This is a genomic window from Arthrobacter sp. B6 (genome assembly GCF_001663775.1).
Lineage (GTDB): Bacteria > Actinomycetota > Actinomycetes > Actinomycetales > Micrococcaceae > Arthrobacter.
Window position 1 is genome coordinate 224,713 of the sequence record NZ_KV467169.1, and the last position, 15,294, is coordinate 240,006.

The 15,294-nt window shown below is 64.1% G+C and carries 18 protein-coding genes; 6 read left to right on the forward strand and 12 right to left on the reverse strand.

Annotated features, from left to right (window positions below; all coding sequences use genetic code 11):
* Positions 1 to 46: 46 nt before the first annotated feature.
* The 6 genes from pdxS to AU175_RS15680 form a co-directional block, all read right to left on the reverse strand.
* A complete protein-coding gene (gene pdxS, locus AU175_RS15655) occupies positions 47 to 973 on the reverse strand; it encodes a pyridoxal 5'-phosphate synthase lyase subunit PdxS (protein WP_066291719.1) in 927 nt (308 codons plus the stop codon).
* Between the two features lie 136 nt (positions 974 to 1,109).
* Entirely contained in the window at positions 1,110 to 1,739 is a 630-nt protein-coding gene (gene pgsA, locus AU175_RS15660) for a phosphatidylinositol phosphate synthase (protein ID WP_066291723.1), read from the reverse strand.
* The gene (locus AU175_RS15665) at positions 1,729 to 2,316 is read right to left on the reverse strand and encodes an HIT family protein (RefSeq protein ID WP_066294260.1); all 588 of its coding nucleotides are present in this window, start codon (positions 2,314 to 2,316) and stop codon (positions 1,729 to 1,731) included. Before AU175_RS15665 ends, pgsA begins: the two co-directional genes overlap by 11 nt.
* 19 nt (positions 2,317 to 2,335) lie before the next feature.
* Positions 2,336 to 4,345, reverse strand: a complete 2,010-nt coding sequence (thrS, locus tag AU175_RS15670; protein WP_066291725.1) for a threonine--tRNA ligase — start codon at positions 4,343 to 4,345, stop codon at positions 2,336 to 2,338.
* 146 nt (positions 4,346 to 4,491) lie between these two features.
* Positions 4,492 to 7,980, reverse strand: coding sequence for a DNA polymerase III subunit alpha (locus AU175_RS15675; protein ID WP_066291729.1), 3,489 nt, complete (start codon positions 7,978 to 7,980; stop codon positions 4,492 to 4,494).
* Positions 7,977 to 8,339, reverse strand: a complete 363-nt coding sequence (locus tag AU175_RS15680; protein ID WP_066291730.1) for a DUF6504 family protein — start codon at positions 8,337 to 8,339, stop codon at positions 7,977 to 7,979. Before AU175_RS15680 ends, AU175_RS15675 begins: the two co-directional genes overlap by 4 nt.
* Before the next feature lie 166 nt (positions 8,340 to 8,505).
* Here AU175_RS15680 and AU175_RS15685 point away from each other — a divergent pair, with 166 nt between their 5' ends.
* The gene (locus AU175_RS15685) at positions 8,506 to 8,895 is read left to right on the forward strand and encodes a hypothetical protein (RefSeq protein WP_066291731.1); all 390 of its coding nucleotides are present in this window, start codon (positions 8,506 to 8,508) and stop codon (positions 8,893 to 8,895) included.
* A 92-nt stretch (positions 8,896 to 8,987) separates the two neighbouring features.
* Here the strand turns inward: AU175_RS15685 and AU175_RS15690 are convergent, their stop codons facing one another.
* A complete protein-coding gene (locus AU175_RS15690; RefSeq protein ID WP_066294262.1) occupies positions 8,988 to 9,308 on the reverse strand; it encodes a chorismate mutase in 321 nt (106 codons plus the stop codon).
* Positions 9,309 to 9,327: 19 nt separating this feature from the next.
* Here AU175_RS15690 and AU175_RS15695 point away from each other — a divergent pair, with 19 nt between their 5' ends.
* The gene (locus AU175_RS15695; RefSeq protein WP_066291733.1) at positions 9,328 to 9,750 is read left to right on the forward strand and encodes a VOC family protein; all 423 of its coding nucleotides are present in this window, start codon (positions 9,328 to 9,330) and stop codon (positions 9,748 to 9,750) included.
* A gap of 45 nt (positions 9,751 to 9,795) precedes the next feature.
* Here the strand turns inward: AU175_RS15695 and AU175_RS15700 are convergent, their stop codons facing one another.
* A complete protein-coding gene (locus tag AU175_RS15700; protein WP_082979247.1) occupies positions 9,796 to 10,545 on the reverse strand; it encodes an SOS response-associated peptidase in 750 nt (249 codons plus the stop codon).
* A gap of 119 nt (positions 10,546 to 10,664) precedes the next feature.
* On the opposite strand from AU175_RS15700, the gene AU175_RS15705 reads away from it, so the two are divergent.
* The gene (locus AU175_RS15705) at positions 10,665 to 10,922 is read left to right on the forward strand and encodes a mycoredoxin (protein ID WP_066291738.1); all 258 of its coding nucleotides are present in this window, start codon (positions 10,665 to 10,667) and stop codon (positions 10,920 to 10,922) included.
* 12 nt (positions 10,923 to 10,934) lie between these two features.
* Here the strand turns inward: AU175_RS15705 and AU175_RS15710 are convergent, their stop codons facing one another.
* Positions 10,935 to 11,702, reverse strand: a complete 768-nt coding sequence (locus AU175_RS15710) for a lipoate--protein ligase family protein (RefSeq protein ID WP_066291741.1) — start codon at positions 11,700 to 11,702, stop codon at positions 10,935 to 10,937.
* A gap of 16 nt (positions 11,703 to 11,718) precedes the next feature.
* Between AU175_RS15710 and AU175_RS15715 the strand changes: the two genes are divergently transcribed.
* Complete coding sequence (locus AU175_RS15715) at positions 11,719 to 12,108, forward strand: DUF2177 family protein (RefSeq protein WP_066291745.1); 390 nt, start codon at positions 11,719 to 11,721, stop codon at positions 12,106 to 12,108.
* A gap of 27 nt (positions 12,109 to 12,135) precedes the next feature.
* Here the strand turns inward: AU175_RS15715 and AU175_RS15720 are convergent, their stop codons facing one another.
* Positions 12,136 to 12,939: a thioesterase family protein gene (locus AU175_RS15720; protein WP_066291747.1), complete on the reverse strand. Its 804-nt coding sequence runs from the start codon at positions 12,937 to 12,939 to the stop codon at positions 12,136 to 12,138.
* Positions 12,940 to 13,100: 161 nt separating this feature from the next.
* On the opposite strand from AU175_RS15720, the gene AU175_RS15725 reads away from it, so the two are divergent.
* Positions 13,101 to 13,778, forward strand: a complete 678-nt coding sequence (locus tag AU175_RS15725) for an endonuclease/exonuclease/phosphatase family protein (protein ID WP_066291748.1) — start codon at positions 13,101 to 13,103, stop codon at positions 13,776 to 13,778.
* A 20-nt stretch (positions 13,779 to 13,798) separates the two neighbouring features.
* On the opposite strand, the gene AU175_RS15730 is transcribed toward AU175_RS15725, so the two are convergent.
* Positions 13,799 to 14,362: an NUDIX domain-containing protein gene (locus AU175_RS15730; protein ID WP_442855325.1), complete on the reverse strand. Its 564-nt coding sequence runs from the start codon at positions 14,360 to 14,362 to the stop codon at positions 13,799 to 13,801.
* A 50-nt stretch (positions 14,363 to 14,412) separates the two neighbouring features.
* A complete protein-coding gene (locus AU175_RS15735) occupies positions 14,413 to 14,604 on the reverse strand; it encodes a DUF1918 domain-containing protein (RefSeq protein ID WP_066291751.1) in 192 nt (63 codons plus the stop codon).
* Between the two features lie 156 nt (positions 14,605 to 14,760).
* On the opposite strand from AU175_RS15735, the gene AU175_RS15740 reads away from it, so the two are divergent.
* Complete coding sequence (locus tag AU175_RS15740) at positions 14,761 to 15,267, forward strand: metallophosphoesterase family protein (protein WP_066291753.1); 507 nt, start codon at positions 14,761 to 14,763, stop codon at positions 15,265 to 15,267.
* Positions 15,268 to 15,294 lie beyond the last annotated feature (27 nt).

Here is a 15,294-nt window from a genome sequence, read left to right on the forward strand (position 1 = left end):
CCCCCGGGGGGGGCCCCCCCCGCCGTCGGCACTGCTTGTGAAGCTGTTACCAGCCGCGCTCTGCGAGGCGGTGGGGCTGCGGGATCTCGTCCACGTTGATGCCCACCATGGCTTCGCCCAGGCCGCGAGAGGCCTTGGCGATGACGTCGGGGTCATCGAAGAAGGTGGTGGCCTTCACGACGGCGGCGGCACGCTGGGCCGGGTTGCCGGACTTGAAGATCCCGGAACCGACGAACACGCCGTCGGCGCCGAGCTGCATCATCATCGCAGCGTCGGCCGGGGTGGCGATGCCGCCGGCGGTGAACAGCACCACGGGGAGCTTGCCGGTGGTCGCGATTTCCTTGACCAGCTCGTACGGGGCCTGCAGTTCCTTGGCCGCGACGTACAGCTCGTCCTCGGGCAGGGCCGCGAGCTTGAGGATCTCGGCACGGATCTGGCGCATGTGCGTGGTGGCGTTGGAGACATCCCCGGTGCCGGCCTCGCCCTTGGACCGGATCATCGCCGCGCCCTCGTTGATGCGGCGCAGCGCCTCACCCAGGTTGGTGGCACCGCACACAAACGGAACAGTGAAGTTCCACTTGTCGATGTGGTTGGTGTAGTCCGCCGGCGTCAGGACCTCGGACTCGTCGATGTAGTCCACGCCCAGGGACTGCAGGACCTGCGCCTCGACGAAGTGGCCGATCCGGGCCTTGGCCATGACCGGCACGGACACGGCATCGATGATCTTGTCGATCATGTCCGGATCGGACATCCGGGACACGCCGCCCTGGGCACGGATATCAGCCGGAACGCGTTCCAGCGCCATCACTGCAACGGCACCGGCGTCTTCGGCGATGCGGGCCTGTTCGACGTTGACGACGTCCATGATGACGCCGCCCTTGAGCATCTCAGCCATGCCGCGCTTGACACGGTTGCTGCCCGTGACGCTGTTCGCGGACGAACCGGCTTCGCTGCTTACATCAGGTGTAGACACAAAAACCCCTATGGGTAGATAGATGACCTTCGCCGGGCGCGAGGGCGGCATAAAGCCGAAAAGTACACGCACCGGGTTGCCGGATCCATTGACCGGGCAGTCCTAATACTAGTCCCACCGCGGACAGCGGGCTTAATCAGCCTTCATCAGATGTTGCGGCCCCGGCCAAGGACTGGCGGCGGACCGAAACCACGCGCTGGATCACTGTGACCAGGCTGGCCACGGCAAGGACTGCCAGCGTCACCTGCAGGACAATGTGGGGCAGGCCGAGGCCCGTGAATCCGGTGACCACCAAAACGGAGACCAGGCGTTCGGCCCGTTCGGCAATCCCCACGTTCGCGCTGAACCCGAGGGATTCCGCTTTGGCCCTCGCGTAGGAGACCACCATGCCCAGGACAAGGCAGACCATCGCCCCAACAGCGATCACCAGGTCAGCGCCGCCGGTGAAGAACCAGATGGCGAGGCCCGCGAAGAGTGCGCCGTCTGCGATCCTGTCCAGGGTCGAGTCCAGGAAGTTTCCCCAGCGGCCGCCGGTGTCCCGCATCCTGGCCATGATGCCGTCCAGCACATCGGAGAAGACGAAGGCTGTAATGAACAGCGTCCCCCACCACAGCTGGCCGAGCGGGTAAAAGACCAGGGCACCAGACACAACCCCCAGCGTTCCCACCACCGTGACGGCGTCGGGGGAGATTCCGATTTTCAGGAGCCAGCGGGCAAGCGGTGTAAACAGCGCGGTGAAGAAGCCGCGCGCGTGCCTATTCAGCATCCGTCTCCCCGGGCCAGGCCTCGGCTACTTGCCGCCGGACCTCGTCAAGGGTCTGGGTGACGGCTTTGGTCTGGGCGATGATCGGGAAGAAATTACCGTCGCCGCCCCACCGCGGAACAATGTGCTGATGCAGGTGCGCCGCGATCCCCGCGCCGCCCACCACTCCTTGGTTCATGCCCAGGTTGAAGCCGCCGGGGTTCGATACCTTGCGCAGCACCTTCATGGCGGTCTGGGTCAGCTCGGAGAACTCCGCGGTTTCCTCCAGCGTGAGGTCTGTGTAGTCGGGCACGTGCCGGTAGGGGCAGACCAGGAGATGGCCGGGGTTGTAAGGGAACAGGTTCAGCACCACGTAGCAGGTCTTCCCGCGGTAGACGATGAGGGCTTCCTCGTCGGTCCGGGCGGGACCCACGCAGAACGGGCAGTCGTTCTCATTCTTGAACTGGTGCTGGCCACCCTTGATGTAAGCCATTCGGTGCGGAGTCCACAGGCGCTGGAAGGCATCCGGGACACCGGCGAGGTCAAAGTCGTCGGTCACGCCGGAATCGCCTGGATACCCTGCGCCTGTGTTCTCCTGCACCGTCACTTATCCGTTTCCGCTAGCTGGTCCGGTTATGGACGGCTTCTGTGATCCGCTTAACGGCCTCGGCCACGGGTACGCCGTTGTCCTGGCTTCCGTCACGGAAGCGGAAGGACACCGCGCCGGCCTCGGCGTCGTCGCCGCCGGCGATGAGGACAAAGGGGATCTTGTCCTTGCTGGCGGTGCGGATCTTCTTGGGGAACCTGTCCGACGACGTATCCACTTCGGCGCGGATGCCCGCGGCCTTGAGCTGGTCGACGACGTCGAACATGTACTCATTGAAAGTCTCCGCCACCGGGATGCCCACCACCTGCACAGGTGCGAGCCAGGCGGGGAACGCACCGGCGTAATGCTCGGTCAGCACGCCCATGAACCGCTCGATGGAGCCAAAAAGTGCGCGGTGGATCATGACGGGCCGCTGACGGGTGCCGTCGGCGGCCTGAAACTCCAGTTCGAATCGCTCCGGGAGGTTGAAGTCCAGCTGAATAGTGGACATCTGCCAGGTGCGGCCCAGCGCGTCCTTGGCCTGCACGGAAATCTTCGGGCCGTAGAAGGCGGCTCCGCCCGGATCGGCGACCAGTTCGAGGCCCGAATCCTCGGCCACCTCCGCAAGCGTACGGGTGGCCTCTTCCCAGGCTGCGTCGTCGCCAACGTACTTCTCCGGGTCCTTCGTGGACAGTTCCAGGTAGAAGTCGTTCAGGCCGTAGTCCTGGAGCAGGCCCAGCACGAAGTTCAGTGTCTTGGTGAGCTCGTCCTTCATCTGCTCGCGGGTGCAGTAAATGTGGGCATCGTCCTGGGTCATGCCGCGGACACGCGTGAGTCCGTGGACCACACCGGACTTTTCGTACCGGTAGACGGACCCGAATTCGAAGAGCCGCAGCGGCAGTTCACGGTAGGAACGGCCCCGGGAGCGGAAGATCAGGTTGTGCATGGGGCAGTTCATCGGCTTCAGGTAGTAGTCCTGTGCCGGCTTGCGGACGGTTCCGTCAGCGTTGAGTTCCTCATCCACCCGCATGGGCGGGAACATGCCGTCCTTGTACCAGTCAAGGTGGCCCGAGACCTCGTACAGGTGGCCCTTGGTGATGTGGGGTGTGTAGACGAATTCGTAGCCAGCGTCGACGTGGCGCTGCCGCGAGTAGTCCTCCATCTCCTTGCGGATGATGCCGCCCTTGGGGTGGAAGACAGGCAGGCCGGAGCCAAGTTCGTCCGGGAAAGAAAACAGGTCCAGCTCCACGCCGAGCTTGCGGTGATCGCGCCGTTCCGCTTCGGCCAGGCGTTCCTGGTACGCCTTCAGCTCTTCCTTGGTGGGCCAGGCGGTGCCGTAGATGCGCTGCAGCTGCTGGTTTTTCTGGTTGCCCAGCCAGTAGGCGGAGGAGGAACGGGTCAGGGCGAACGCGTTGGAAATGAGTTTGGTGTTGGGCAGGTGCGGGCCGCGGCAGAGGTCGCACCAGACGGTGTTTCCCTCCTTGCGCTCCACGTTGTCGTAGATCGTGATGTCCCCGGCACCGACCTCGACGTTGACGCCTTCCCCGGCTTCGGCAGCTTCGTTCTTCTTGCCCAGCAGTTCCAGCTTGTAGGGCTCGTTCTTCATGGCTTCACGGGCCTCGTCCTCGCTGACCACGCGGCGGACGAACTTCTGGTTCTGGTTGACGATCTTGAGCATCATCTTTTCGAGGGTCTTCAGGTCCTCGGGCGTGAACGGCTCGGCGACATCAAAGTCGAAGTAGAAACCGTCAGTGATGTACGGTCCGATGCCCAGCTTGGCGTCAGGGCGCAACTGCTGAACGGCCTGGGCCATCACATGGGCGGTGGAGTGGCGGAGCACGTTCAGTCCATCGGGTGAACCTATGGTGACGGCCTGGATGTCCGCACCTTCGGGCAGTTCCTGGTCCAGGTCCTTCAGCTCGCCGTTGACGCGGGCCACAACGACGTCGCGGCGCTCAAAGAAGAGTTCCGCACCGGTTGTCCCGGTAGTCACCTTGGTCTCTTCGCCATCGACGATGAGGGTGATCTGCTGGGCATCTGACACGGGTGTCTCCTATTCAAAGTTTAGGCTTCATAGCTTGTGGCGTACGGGGACCACAGCCAGCCACCGTCAATGCTATCGGTTTCCCAAGAGGCCGACCAACGGGACCCGCGGGCTCCGGGGGCCTGGTGCGGCTGGTGCGGAGCGGCTCAGCCGCCCATTCCGGTGATGGCCAGGCTGCGGCTGATTCCGTCCAGGGGATGCGGTACGTCGGTTGTCTCGGGCCTGGAAGCCGGGAACGGGAGGGTCTCAACCCTGCTCAGGTCCCAGGCCATGGTGGCGCTCAGGCTGATTCCACGGGGGCCTGTCCGCCTGGTAGTGCCGCGGATGAGCAACAGCCTTGTACCAAACAGCAGCAGCCCTGCCTGCTCCTGCGCTTCGTGGAAGAAGACCGAGTCGATACAGCCTGTGCCGTCGTCGATGCTGATGAAAACCACGCGCCGCCCGCCTCGCATTGGCGGGGTCTGGGTGGCGATACGCACGCCTGCCACCAACACTTCCGTGCCGTTGCGCAGGCCCAGGAGCTTGTCTGCCGTGGTGACGCCGAGCCTGTCCAGCATGGGACGGTGACTGTCCATCAGGTGCCCGCTGGCATCAATGGCCATCAGGTCCAGCTCAGCACGGACGTTGTCCACGAGAGTTGGTGCGGGAAGTCCGGGTTTGACGTTTCGAAGTTCCACGTCCCCCAGTGGCAGGGCCAACTGACCCTCAATCACCTCAATGCCCTTCCGTGCGGTACCCGAAGACTGCATCCTCTGCAGATGCTGGACGAGGTCTGCCCGGTTGGCTACCCCGCCCGACTCCCGGTGCAGGGAATCAAAGGCTCCCAGTTGGGCCAGCCTCTTGATGCTGGGTTTGCTGAGCCGGGACCGAGCCCGGAGATCAGCCAGCGAGTCATACGGCTGCCCCGCCACGATGCGTTTGAGCTCCGCACCTGAAAGCCCGTAAATGCCCTTCAGGCTCAACCTGATGCCCAGCTTGCCCCGGTCCGGCCCTTCAGTGACCCGTTCCACGCGGTATTCCGCCTGGCTCCGGTTGATATCCAAGGGCAGGATGGGGATTCCCAGCCTGCGGGCTTCAGCCACCAGGAGCCGCTTGGGATACATGCCAGGATCGTGCTCCCACAACCCGGCGAGGAAAGCCTCCGGGTGGTGCGCCTTCAGCCAGGCTGACTGGTAGGTGGGTACGGCAAAGGCGGCACCGTGCGCCTTGCAGAAGCCGAAGCTTCCAAAGGCCTTCAGTGTGCCCCACACCTGGTCCACAACGTCCGGTGAATAACCTTTGGCCCTGGCCTCTTTCCGGAAGAACTCCTCCACCTTCGGTTCGAGGGCCTCGTTGCCCAGTGCACGCCGGAATTCGTCCGCGCGGGCAAGTCCGCAATCCGTCATGACATTGAAAGTCTTCAGGATCTGTTCGTGGAAAACCGTGACACCGTGGGTTTCCTGCAGCACCGGTTTGAGGTCAGGGTGGGGATAGACCTCCGGGGCAAAACCATGGCGGTGCTCAAGGAAGGGCCGCACCATGTCGGATTTCATGGGTCCCGGCCGGAACAGCGAAATGTCGATGATGAGGTCGTTGAATTCACGCGGCGCCATCTTGCCAATAAGCTCACGCTGGCCCGGAGATTCGATCTGGAAGCAGCCCAGGGTGTGGGTGCTGCGGATCAGGTCATAGGTGGGTTCGTCGTCCAGCGGAACGGCGTTGAGGTTGATGTGGCCGTTGTCCGCGATGAAGTCCGGGCCGGTTCCCTCCGGACCCATTGGGTGTGCTCCGGCCGCCACAACCTCGGCTTTGGAAGGATGGATCCGGATCACCTCACGGACAGCGAAAGCCATGGCGCTCTGCATCCTTACCCCCAGGACATCCAGCTTGAGCATCCCCATGGGGTCCATGTCGTGTTTGTCGAACTGGCTCATGGGCAATCCCAGCCCGCTGGGCTGCACAGGAGTGCGGTCCAGCAGCGTGGCATCTCCCAGGATCACGCCGCAGGGGTGCATGGAAATATGGCGGGGAAGCCGGTCCAGCCGTTCCGTGAGGTCCACCAGGAGATCAAGCTGCTGGTTTTCGGCAAAGTCCCTTTGCTCCACCCTGCCGGCAAACTCACGCAGTTCAGGCTTCTCCACCAGCGCTTCACGGAACTTACCGGCCGAAAAACGCCACAACTGCTTGGCAATCTCCCCTACGTCGGCGTCGTCCATGCCCAAGGCCATGCCGGCGTCACGGACAGCGCCGCGTGCCCGGTACCCGTTCTGCATGCTCATCAGCGTGACGCGCTCGGAACCGAAGCGGTCAAAGATCCTCCGGTAGACGTTGTGCCTCTCTGCACTTTCAACATCAATGTCGATGTCCGGAAGGGTAGCCCGGTCCTGGGACAGGAACCGTTCGAAGATCAAGTCATGCTGCAGCGGGTTCACCTGGCTGACATCAATGAGGTAGTTGACCAGGCTGGACGCTCCGGATCCCCGGGCAGCAGCGCGGACTCCCATGTCAATGATCATCCGGGACACTTCGGCCACGGTCAGGAAGTAGGAGGAGAAGCCGAGGCTCCTGATGATCCCCAGTTCGTGATCCAGCCGCGAGCGCATGTCCTTTTCGGCGGCACCGGAAACGCCGGGGAACCTCCTGCCGATACCGGCCTCGCAGCGCTGGACCAGCTCAAGGTGCGGATCCTGGCTGATGCCGATGACCGAGGCCTCGGGCACCACTGGCTGCTTCCAGCCCATGTCAGTCACGGGGTCAATCCTGCAGAGGTCGGCGAGCGCCTCGGTCTGCGCCATAAGCTGTTTGAGGTCCGCCGCGCCATAACCAGCGGCGCCGATGATCTCCTTGCCCAGTTGGAGCATCTGGCCGGACGGTTTCAGCCAGCCCTGGCCGTTGGGCTGGAGCATGGGTTCGGCGGCAAGTTCAGGCAGTGACTTCAACGTGCGGGCCGAATCCAGGACGTCCGCTGTTGCGGCACCATCCTCGGCGCAGTACCGGACTGCGTTGGTGAGCACGGCGGGGACCTGGTGTTCCTCAGCGAGTTTGAGCATCCGCACTGCATGGGCGGTGCTCAGCGGTGAGCCAGGTGCACTGAGCTGGGAGACCACTTCGGCAACCATGGCCCCCTGGGGCATTGCTTCCAGCCAGCGTTTGAAGAGGGTACGGGGTCGGAGGTAACGCCGGCCTCCCATGGCACGTCCGACGTCGGAATCCGGACCGATCAGGACCGTCAGGACCGGCTTCAGTGTTTTCGGGTCAAGCGTCCGGGAGGCGAGTTCCGCGCGGGTAACTGCCACCGGCACCACTCCCCCGGCTTTGCCGGATGTCCGGGCATGGGCATCGGACACAAGCCTGCAGAGGGCACGGTAGCCCGCACCGCTGTTGTGGCCGCGGGCGAGCACCACCACGCGTCCGGCGATTTGGGTGCGGTGATCGCCGTCGTCGTCGAACACCGCGAGGTCAACCCCCACGATGGGGTCAATCCCGGCGACCATGCAGGCTTTGAGGTGTTTGACTGTGCCGTACAGGCCGTCCCGGTCTGTGCAGGCGAGAGCGGTGGCGCCGTCAGCGGCGGCAACCTGGGCGAGTTCGTCCGGCCAGGACACCCCGTAATGGGCGCTGAAGGCAGTGGAAACGTGGAGATGCGTGAAGGTCATGCTGTTCTGGGTTGGAGTGCGTCGTGGATCCGGAGCAGCCGCCAGCGGCCACTTCCGAGGTGCCGGCTGAGGTCCAGGGTGAGGGTTTCTTCCCCAACCTCGCCCTTCCCCGGACGGTCAGGGTGTCCTGAATCAAAGTGCAGCGGATCCGCACGCACCTGGACCCGCCAGATCTCATGGTCCACCAGCCCTGGCCCGGTTCCCAGCGGTGCGCGGCTTTCCTCGGCCCACCACTGCCGGCGTTCAAACCACCGCACCGGGTCCGCGCACACGGTGTAGTGCCGCCCTGCCCATTGGAGGGACACAGGCAGGCCGGCAGCGCTGCAGACTACGTCCACAGATTCGCTGAACATGCCCATGCGCGCCTCCCTGAACTGAAATGAACCGCTGCCCAGGATGGTCCCGTCCCGGGGTTTCGAATACAGCCATTCGAATACTTGTTCGAATAATTCCAGTCTACGCCGGGGCCGGGACAAAACCTAGACAGGGGTGGACGGACGGGACGGCAGGGAGCAGGATTGTGCCATGAGCACCAATGACGCACTCCTCAAGCACGTAAGCATCAAAGCCCAGGACTCCACACTCCTGGCCACTTTTGATATTGACGGCAATATCCCCGGTTCGGGCGCGTACGTGGTGGGTCTTGTGGCCGCCAGCCCTGACTACTCCTCTCAAAGACGGCTGGGCATTGAATTCATGAACGGTGAGGCGATCGCCTTCTACTCGTTCAGCCATGAACAGGGAACCGAGGAGAACTTCGATCTCAGCGGAGTCACTCACTCCGGCAGTACTATCACTGGCGTCTTCCCCCTTGACGCCATCCACGGGCTGGGCAAGGGGCACATCATGTCGGCCTTCAGCGAGGCTGACGGCCGGGAATTCCAGGCAGGCATCGCTGTCGAGGAAGCCCTGTAACAAGGCATAAAGCGGGCGCCCTGCCGGAAACACGTCCGGATGCAGGGCGCCTTGGAATTAGCTGGAACAGCTGGGAATTATGTGGAACAGCCTCAGCTGTTTTCCTTGTGGACCTTCATCTCGAGTTCGATGAAGCCCGAAATCATGGCCCGGTACGTGGATTCCACGATGTCCGGATCAATGTCCTTCTTCTCCGCGGCGGACCGGACGTGCTCAATGATCCGTTCCACCCGCCCGGGGGCCCGGACTTCGGCGTCGTCCCCCTTGAGGGTTCCGGCGATCCGGATCAGCCGTTCACGCCGGGCAATGAGGGTGACGATCTGCTCATCCACCTCGTCGACTGCAATCCGCACGGCGGCGAGCTGTTCCTTGTCGGCCAGCGCGTCCCTGTCGTTTCCTTGAATTGTCGCCATCTTCTGACAGTATCGAAGCATGCAGCCCAGAGTCGACTTCATCTCACTAGGTGTCCGCAGCGTAGCCAACTCACGCCGTTTCTACGCCGAAGGCCTCGGCTGGCCCGTCCACAAGGAATTCCCTGACGACGTGGTGTTCATTCAGGTCAACCACGGGCTGATCCTCTCGCTGTGGAACGCCGGCCAGATGCAGGCCGAGGCCGGGGTGGACGCGCCGGGGCCGGTCCCCTGCATCACACTCAGCCACAACCTGGCCAGCCCAGAGGACGTGGACCGGGTCATGGCCGAAGCCGCCGCCGCCGGGGCAACGATCGTGGCAGAGCCCGTCACCCAGCCGTGGGGTGGATACAGCGGCTATTTCGCAGACCCGGACGGATTCCGCTGGGAGGTCACCTACAACCCCACCTGGACAGTGGACGACGCCGGCAGGGTCACCGTTTAGGGTCAGGCTCCCCCGCAACCCAGCGGGTCAGCGAACGGAACCGCCTCAGAACAGCGCCTCAACCGGCCGGATGAGTTCCGGCGAATTGTTGCGCACGTTTCCCACCTCCCGGCCGACGGAATCCACGTGCCAGTCCCCGGCCACGTCCTTCACATGGGCCCGGACCATGTCAACCAGGAAGGCAGCGTCATCGATCTGCGGGTCGATCCAGGACTCCATCGTGGCCCGGTCCATGGGCAGCGGCACCCGGTCGTGCAGGGCGGTCAGCTTGCCAAAGACAGTTGACTCCGATCCCGGCGGCGGTGTGTCCGCCGTCAGGATGGACATGGAGAGCAGCCACCGGCCGGGCTCGCCGTCCGCCTTGGACGGATCCTTCCACCATTCGTACAGGCCGGCGAACACCAGCCCGGTGCCATTGCCGGGGTGGACGTAGTAGGGCTGCTTTGCCTTGCCCGTGCCCTGCTTCCACTCGTAGTAGCCATCCGCCGGGACGGCGCAACGTCGTGACTGGATGGCCTTGCGGAAGGCAGGCTTCTCCAGTACCGATTCGCTCCGGGCATTGATCATCCGGGACCCGATGCCGGGATCCTTGGCCCAGGAAGGCACCAGGCCCCAGCGGGCCACGTGCAACTGCCGGACGGCGGCGTCGTCAATCAGCCGCTCCAGGACAATGGGCACCTCGTCGGTGGGCGCCACATTCCACGACGGCGGCAGCTCCACGTCCTCCTCCAGCTGCGCATCGAATTCAGCCAGCAGGTCTCCCACGGCACGTGCCATCACATAGCGTCCACACATGGCACCAGCATGCCATCACTGTTTTGGCCTGTCATCCGGGGCCACATGCCTCAGGGGAATAGCAGCCCGCAGGTTACCGTTGACGGGAACGAACCCCCTCACTGATTTAGGAGAGCTCCGTGGACTTTACCCCCGAGAACGGCACCATCACCATGTTTTCCACCACCTGGTGCGGCTACTGCAACCGGCTGAAGAAGCAACTCGACGCGCAGGGCATCGGTTACACGGAGATCAACATCGAGGAAGTTGATGGCACGGCCGAACTTGTAGAGCAGATCAACGGCGGCAACCGGACCGTCCCGACTGTGCTTTTCCCGGACGGCACCGCCGCCACCAACCCCTCAGCCGCCGAGGTCAAGAGCCGCCTGGCCGCATAACTGTCCTGCGGGCTACGCCTTGCCGCTGTCAAACCCGGCATGGCTGCTGAAATCGGCAATCCGGAGCGGGGCGTAGCCCGCGTAGGTGGACAGCAGGGCGTCCTCCACGGTTTGGACGTCGAGTCCGGGCACCAGGTCGCTGGCAGCGCCGGCGGTCGCCGGGTCCCAGTCGAGGCCTAGCGCCGCATAGCTGTCGGTCAGCACGGCACGGATCGGCGCGGAGTCCTCCACCACGATCACGGAACTGAAGAGCCAGCCGCCTGCCACCACCCGCTGGGCCGTGCCCACGAGCTTGATCCGGCGCGTCGGGTTGGCCGGGTCAGCGCCGTGCACGCTGAACTCCCCCGGGCAATACTCCCCCGGAATTTCACCTACGGCTGCCTGCACTCCCGCGGCCCGCAGGGCCTCCGCGAGCAGTTCACCGAAAAAACCGAACCGGGTCTTGGATCCGGCGATGGCGTCGGCATGGGGCTCGATGTGGTCCACCACGAGCGTGCCCTGATGGTAGGCGGCGGCACGCCCGCCCGCCTTCCGCACGAGGGGTTCGAAACCCCGGTCGCGGCATGCCTGGGCGGCAGCCTCGAAACCCGGCAGCCGGGTGTCCCGCTGGCCGAAGGCCACTGTGGGAACGGGGCGGTACAGGCGGATGGTGGGGCCGATCCGGCCGGCCTTCGCCTTGCCCAGCAGTTCCAGTGCAAGATCCAGGTCCGCTGCAGCACCCAGGGAATGTTCCTGGCGAACCACGGTGAGCTGCTGCGCTCCGGTTCCGGCGTCCTGCATGTTGCTAAGCTCCCTTATGGTCATATTGCAGTTCCTCGTTGTCGCCGCCGCGTTCGCCGTTGTTGACGCCGTGTGGCTGAAGCTGATGAACCCGTTCTACCGGAGCCACATCGGCGAGTTGCTGGCGGACAAACCACACCTAGGTTACGCCGTGGCCTTCTATGTCATGTACATCGCGGGCATTGTCTTCTTTGCTCTGCGGCCCGCGCTCGACGGCGGCAGTTGGCTGACCGCCGTCGGCTACGGCGCCGCGCTGGGCGCCTTCGCCTACGCCACCTATGACCTGACCAACGCCGCGACCCTGAAGACCTGGCCATTGCAGCTCATTGTGGTGGATATGCTCTGGGGAGCTGTGCTGACCGGGCTGTCGACGCTGGCCGGCTGGCTCGTGTTCCGCTCCAGCTGACCCGCATCGTGCCGGAAATGGTTCGCGTCAGGTCTTCCGGAGCGTCAGGATCTGTTCGGCCCGGCCGAAGGGTCCGGACATGTCGTGCAGCACCGTGGAGGTGAGGCCAATTCCATCCGCCCCGAACGACACCGCATTGTCCAGGCCCAGCCATTCACCTTCCGGCCGCCTGTACATGTGGATCTGGAGGTCCAGGTTGGGGAAAGCGTAGCTGTCCTTCCCCGGTGGGACCCGGGCCGCGATCCCGTTGGCTGTGTCCACCATCCCCATCAGGCGGGCCAGGTCTCCGCTGTCGGCAGCGTCCGTCAACGGATGCCCGGTTCTCAGCCAGACGGTGCCGGCGCCCGGCCGGTGCCCCTCGGCGACGCGCATTTCCAGGGACCGGATGTACCCGCCGGGCCAGACGCTGGCGCCGTCGTACGGTTTGCACTCGTCCGGTGCAGGTATGGCGGAGTCCTCCACAGCGGCCACGGCGCTGGTATCGCTGGTGAGCAGGCGCCAGGCGGTGGCGCGGATGGCCACCCGGCTGTTGGCGATGAGTTCGGCCTGAAGCAGCTCGATGGTCCTGCCCGGCCGAAGCGTGGTGGTCACGATGTGGAATTCGCCGCCGGGAATCAGCCCCAGGATCTCGTAGCTGAGCCGGGCCATCCGCATGTCTCCGCGGGGCTCGTGCCGCTCCAGGCTGTCCACCATCAGTCCGGAGGCGGGAGCCATGTGCTGCTCATGCTCGTTCCAGGCCCCCTGGGCATGGATGGTGGAGCGGAATCGTCCGCCGCCCAGCGCCTGGTAGTAGAAGTTGCCGTCGGCAAGTTCGGGCAGATCTCTGGTCAACGTTGGCCTTCCCGTGGTTCTGGGTGAATCGCCACTAACTCTATCGGTTTGCCCGCGACGCTTTGCCCGGACGCGGCGAAATGTTGGCCGCCCCAGGGAGCGATCTGGGTAGACTCAGGAACTGGTCCTGTCAGCAACCCTCGAAAAGAGGCGTTCCACCGATGCGCGTCATTAGCTACAACCTCCGGAAGCACAAGGCTAGCGGAGAACTCCTTGCCCTTGCCCGGAATTTTGAGATCGATGCGCTGTGCCTGCAGGAGGTGGATTCTTCCGACCTGCCCGAAACCCTCGGCCCCCTGCACCTGGCAGACTCCACCAAGGGCAACCGGCTGGGCCTGGCCATCTATTACCGGGCCAGCCGCTTTACGGCGATAAAGACCCAATCATTCGCGTTGAAGAAGTCCATGCACGACCGAGTGCTGGCGCCTGCCCACGAACGGCTCATCGGAACGCGTGTGGTGGACAACGAGACACAGCACGAACTTGTCATCGGTTCCTTCCACGCCGCACCGCTCACCGCTTCCAACTCCCTGCGGCGCCACCAGATCCATGCCGCCCACGCCGAGCTCCTGAGCATGGGGAGCGGGCTGATGACGCTGATGGTGGGTGACTTCAATTACCCCTTCTTCACGAAGAACCTCCATGCGCACATGAAGGACTCGGGCTACGCCCTGTCCCTCAGCAACCGGCGCACCTACACCCGGTACAAGGTCTTCAAGGGCCACTTCGACTTCGCCACGTCGCTGGGCCTGGACATCGAAAGTGTGGAGACCCTGGCCCGCGGCAAATCCGACCACCTGCCCATCCTGGTCACCGCGGAATACGGCCAGGACACCTGAGGGCCGCTTAGCGGCCTGCCCTACCGGCGCGCTTCGGCCAGCGAAAGCATGCGGATCCGCAGCTCCGGCCAAGCTGCCCCAAACCCGGGGTGCAGCTCCTTGCCGGCGACGTCCGCCAGCGGAACCCACAGCAGTTCTATGCTTTCAGGGTCGCTGATGACGGGCTCAAAGGGGTCCGTGACCAGAAGTACAACGGTGGTGTAGGACCAGTAGCCGAAATCCAGGACCGAGGTGAACAGCACGCTGACGCTTTCCCCTGGCACCGCGGCCTCTTCACGGGCTTCCCGCAGCGCACCTGTTACCGGGTCCTCCCCTTGGTGCAGGGCCCCGCCGGGGAGCCCCCAGGTACCGCCGTTATGGCTCCACTCCGCGCGGTGCTGCAGGAGCACTCCCCTGTCCGGATCGTAGGCGAGCACCCCTGCTGCGCCAAACCTGCCCCAAAAGCGCCCTTGGGCCCCCTCTACCCACGCATCGCCGGGATCCCGCGGGCCCGTCCTGGCAGGAGGATGCTGAAGATACGGGTTTGGAACGGACTGGCTGGGGCGGCTCGGGTCGGACGGCATTGCGGCCAGGGAATGATCCATGGCTCCAGTCTGACACCTGCCCCGCCCGGAGCGCGCAATTTAAGACCGCGTTAGGCTCCGTGCGGTTTGTCGACGGCGAAATCCCCGCCGGGATACATGACAGTCTCGTGTCCGTCATCAAAGCGGACCAGGTAAGGCGGGTGGCCTTCCTGTCCTTTCACTTCCAGGATCACCCCGTGCCGGTCGCTTGACCCGACGGTCCTTCCCCTGACGATGATCCTGTCACCCTGTGCTGCCTCCATGGCAATCACCTCCCAGCCCCAGAGTACGACTCAACCGTGGGCGGTAACAGGGTGTGAACCGCAAAGTTGTTTGGCTCGTATTTGGCCTGCTGGCGAGGCCTGCGCCATATCCGCGAAACCCACCGCACAGGAGGGCCTGCGTGGCAGGATTCAGGTATGCCGCAGCGCCTTCTTCTCGTCTCCGATACCCACGTTCCGAACCGCGCCAGGGAACTGCCTGCACAGGTGTGGGCCGCCGTCGAAAGGGCCGATGTGGTGTTTCATGCCGGTGACTGGGTGACGGTTGAACTGCTGGACGAATTTGTGCGGCGAAGCCGGCATCTGGTGGGAGTCTACGGCAACAACGACGGGCCGGAGCTCCGCCGTCGGCTTCCGGAGACCGCGAACATCACGCTTGAAGGCCTGCAGTTCGCCATGGTGCATGAAACCGGCCCGGCGAAAGGCCGTGGCGAACGCGCGGAGGCGCTGTACCCCCACGTCGACGTGCTGGTTTTCGGACACAGCCACATACCGTGGGACACGACTACTCAACGAGGATTGCGTCTGCTCAATCCCGGATCACCGACGGACCGCCGGCGCCAGCCTGCCTGCACTTACATGGAGGCTGTTGTTGACGGGGGCGTCCTGCGGCAGGTGGAGCTGGTGGAAGTGCGAAAGGACTGATCCAGCTGACAGGCAGGAGAGGATTTC